The 3,447-nt window shown below is 74.5% G+C and carries 3 protein-coding genes; all 3 read right to left on the bottom strand.

Annotated elements, in window-relative coordinates; genetic code table 11:
• Positions 1–537: 537 nt before the first annotated feature.
• Positions 538–2,109: a bifunctional phosphoribosylaminoimidazolecarboxamide formyltransferase/IMP cyclohydrolase gene (gene purH / locus SACPADRAFT_RS0208455; protein WP_007026978.1), complete on the bottom strand. Its 1,572-nt coding sequence runs from the start codon at positions 2,107–2,109 to the stop codon at positions 538–540.
• Positions 2,106–2,723, bottom strand: coding sequence for a phosphoribosylglycinamide formyltransferase (purN, locus tag SACPADRAFT_RS0208450; RefSeq protein WP_007026979.1), 618 nt, complete (start codon positions 2,721–2,723; stop codon positions 2,106–2,108). The genes purH and purN overlap by 4 nt, the downstream gene beginning before the upstream one ends.
• A 128-nt stretch (positions 2,724–2,851) precedes the next feature.
• The coding region (locus tag SACPADRAFT_RS26420) for a cell division protein PerM (RefSeq protein ID WP_007026980.1) at positions 2,852–3,447 on the bottom strand (596 nt) is incomplete at its 5' end.

Genomic DNA, 3,447 nt, shown 5'->3' with positions numbered 1-3,447 from the left:
AACCGCGCGACAGTCGCCCCGGACCCGCCGGCCCCGCCGGCCCCGCCGGACCCGCCGGGAGATCCGGACACACCGGGCGTGCCGCCCGGCACGGGCCGGATCCCGGAGACCGATCCCTCGGGCACCGGACTCACCTCCCTCGCGCTGTCTCGGGAGCGACCGCCCACGCCGACACGCAGGGACGGCCACTCCGACCGCGCCGCGGGGAAGACGGCGAAGATCGGGGCGGAACTCACTGATCGAACTGGTGTTCGACAGCAACCTCAGTAAACGCCCCCACCCCGGCACTGTCAAGCACACGGATACCCGACCGCGATCCGCCTCACACGGCAGACACGTAGCGTGCGCAAGTACCACGGTTCGCGGGCGAAACGCGGTACTTGCGCACGCTCAGTAACGCGCTGACCTCGGCGGGGAGGGGCGCGGGGTGGAAGGTGGTCCGGCGGAGGGGGCGCCCGGCGGACGGCCCGGCGGACGGCCCGGAAGGGATGTCCGGGGCCGGGAGCCGGCGGGCCGGGTGGGGGTGGGCTGGCGGCGTCAGTGGGCGAAGTGGCGGGTGCCCGTGAAGTAGACGGTGGCGCCGACCGCCTCGGCCGCGGCGAGCACCTCGGCGTCCCGGACCGACCCGCCCGGCTGCACGACCGCGCGGACCCCGGCGTCGAGCAGCACCTGCAGCCCGTCGGGGAACGGGAAGAACGCGTCCGAGGCCGCCACCGACCCCGACGCCCGGTCGTCCGCACGGTTCACCGCCAGTCGCGCCGAGTCGACCCGGTTCACCTGGCCCATGCCCACCCCCACGGTGGCCCGGTCGTGGGCGAGCAGGATCGCGTTCGACTTGACCGCGCGCACCGCCCGCCAGGCGAAGGCGAGGTCGGCCAGCGTGGCCTCGTCGACGGCCTGTCCCGTGGCCAACGTCCAGTCGGCCGGGTCGTCCCCCTCGGCGTCGATCCGGTCGGCGGTCTGCACCAGCATCCCGCCGGAGATCGGCCGCAGTTCGGTGCGCGGCGTGTCCGCGCCCTCGGGCAACCGCAGCAGCCGGATGTTCTTCTTCCGGGTGAGCACGTCCAGTGCGTCGTCGTCGAAGCCCGGGGCGAGCACGACCTCGGTGAACACGTCCGCGATCTGCTCGGCCGTCTCCAGGTCCACCGGACGGTTCGCGGCGATCACCCCGCCGAACGCCGACACCGGGTCGCACGCGTGCGCCTTGCGGTGTGCCTCGGCCACGTCCACGCCCACCGCGATCCCGCACGGGTTCGCGTGCTTGATGATCGCCACGGCCGGTTCGGCGAAGTCGAACGCCGCCCGCCGGGCCGCGTCGGTGTCGACGTAGTTGTTGTACGACATCGCCTTGCCGTGCACCTGCTCGGCGGCGGCGAGCCCGGACTGCTCCGGCCCCCGGTACACCGCGGCCGCCTGGTGCGGGTTCTCGCCGTAGCGCAGCACGTCCTGGCGCTGCCAGCCCGCCCCGAGGAAGTCCGGGAAGCCGGTGTCGTCGACCGGGGCGTAGCTCTCCGCGAACCAGGACGCCACCGCCGCGTCGTAGGCGGCGGTGTGCGCGTACGCCTCCGCGGCCAGCCGCCTGCGGTCGGCCACCTCGAAGCCTCCGCCCCGGATGCGCTCCAGCGCCCAGTCGTACCGTGCCGGGTCCACGACCACGGCCACCGACGCGTGGTTCTTCGCCGCCGCGCGCACCATCGCGGGCCCACCGATGTCGATGTTCTCCACGCACTCGTCCGGGCCCGCGCCGGAGGCGACCGTTTCGGTGAACGGGTACAGGTTGACCACGAGCAGGTCGAACGGGCTGATGCCGAGCGTGCGGAGCTGCTCGACGTGCTCGGGCCGGTCGGTGTCGGCCAGCAGCCCCGCGTGCACCCGGGGATGCAGGGTCTTGACCCGGCCGTCGAACGACTCGGGGAACCCGGTGACCTCCTCGACCGGCGTGACCGGCACCCCGGCGTCGGCGATCACGCGGGCGGTCCCGCCGGTCGAGACGATCTCCACGCCCGCGGCGTGCAGCCCGGTCGCCAGCTCCAGCAGGCCCGTCTTGTCCGACACACCGATCAGGGCACGGCGCACCGGGTGCTTCCCACCACCGGGGGACTCGCTCACGACACTCTCACCTTTCGTCCGTCCACCGTGCAGCCCGCACGGCCCAGTTCAGCGAGGACGTCCACGAGCAGTCTGCGCTCCACGGCCTTGATCCGCTCGTGCAGGCGTGCCTCGTCGTCCTCCGGCTCCACGGTCACCGCCTCCTGGGCGATGATGGGGCCGGTGTCCACCCCGGCGTCGACGAAGTGGACGGTCGACCCGGTGACCTTCACCCCGAACTCCAGCGCGTCGGCCACCGCCCGGGTACCCGGGAACGACGGCAACAGCGCCGGATGGGTGTTGAGAACCCGGTTCGGGAACCGGGACAGGAACTCGGGACCGAGGATCTTGAGGAACCCGGCGGAGACCACCAGGTCGGGGGTGTACGCCGCGACCGCCCCGGTCAGCGCCCGGTCCCACGCGGCCCGGTCGGGGTGATCTCCCGTCCGCACGGTGAACGACGGCACCCCGGCGTCCGCGGCCAGCTCCAGCGCACCGACCCCGGGCCGGTCGGTGCCGACCGCGACCACGTCCACGGGGAACTCCGGGCGCGCCGCCGCGTCCAGCACCGCGCGCAGCAGGGTCCCGGTCCCGGAGGCGAGCACGACGACCCCGGCCGGGGTGGGCAGCTGCAACCTGGTGACCAGAGCGCCTCTCCTTACCGGACGGTGCGCCGGGGGCACACGCCGCGTGACCTGGTGGCCCTCACCCTAGAGCCCGGCGTGCCGGGGCGGCGAGACGGGCACGGCCACCGTGATCACGCTTACCCCCGGCCCGGTCGGCGACCGCCGCGTGGCCCGTCCCCCCGTCGCCCGGAATCCGCGCGCCACGCCCCGGCGATGCCGGGGACGAGCACCCACCCGAACGCGGCGATCGAGGTCAGCTCCACCCGCACCGACACCGGGTCGAACGTCCCACCCCCCACGGCGCCCCCGGCGAACGGACCGGCGAGCACCGTGCCGAGGCCGACGCACACCGCGGCGACCAGCACCGCACGCAGCCGTTCCCCCCGGTCCGGGGAGACGTCCCGCAGCGAGCGACCGACGAGCAGCCCCGCCACGGCGGGCAGCACCAGCCACACCGGCCACCACGCCGCCCACGATCCGGGCACCCCGGCCAGCAGCGGCACCGGCGGCACCGGTCCGGGGGTGAGTTCGAAGGGGCTCACCGAGACCAACCCGAGCGAGAACCCCGGACCCGTGACGAAGCCGAGCCCCAACAGGACCACGTTGGGCAGGTAGAGCACCGACAGCAGGGTCATGCCCGCCGCGCTGCCCGCCTCGGGCGCCGTGTCCGCGAACGAGGCGGCCGCCCGGGGGAACGCCGCCCCGGTGGCGACGAGCGCCACCAGCGCCCCAC

Origin of the sequence: Saccharomonospora iraqiensis subsp. paurometabolica YIM 90007 (assembly GCF_000231035.2) — a bacterium.
GTDB lineage: Bacteria > Actinomycetota > Actinomycetes > Mycobacteriales > Pseudonocardiaceae > Saccharomonospora > Saccharomonospora paurometabolica.
The sequence above is the reverse complement of the archived record's forward strand: the minus strand, read 5'-3'. Positions and strand labels throughout refer to the sequence as shown.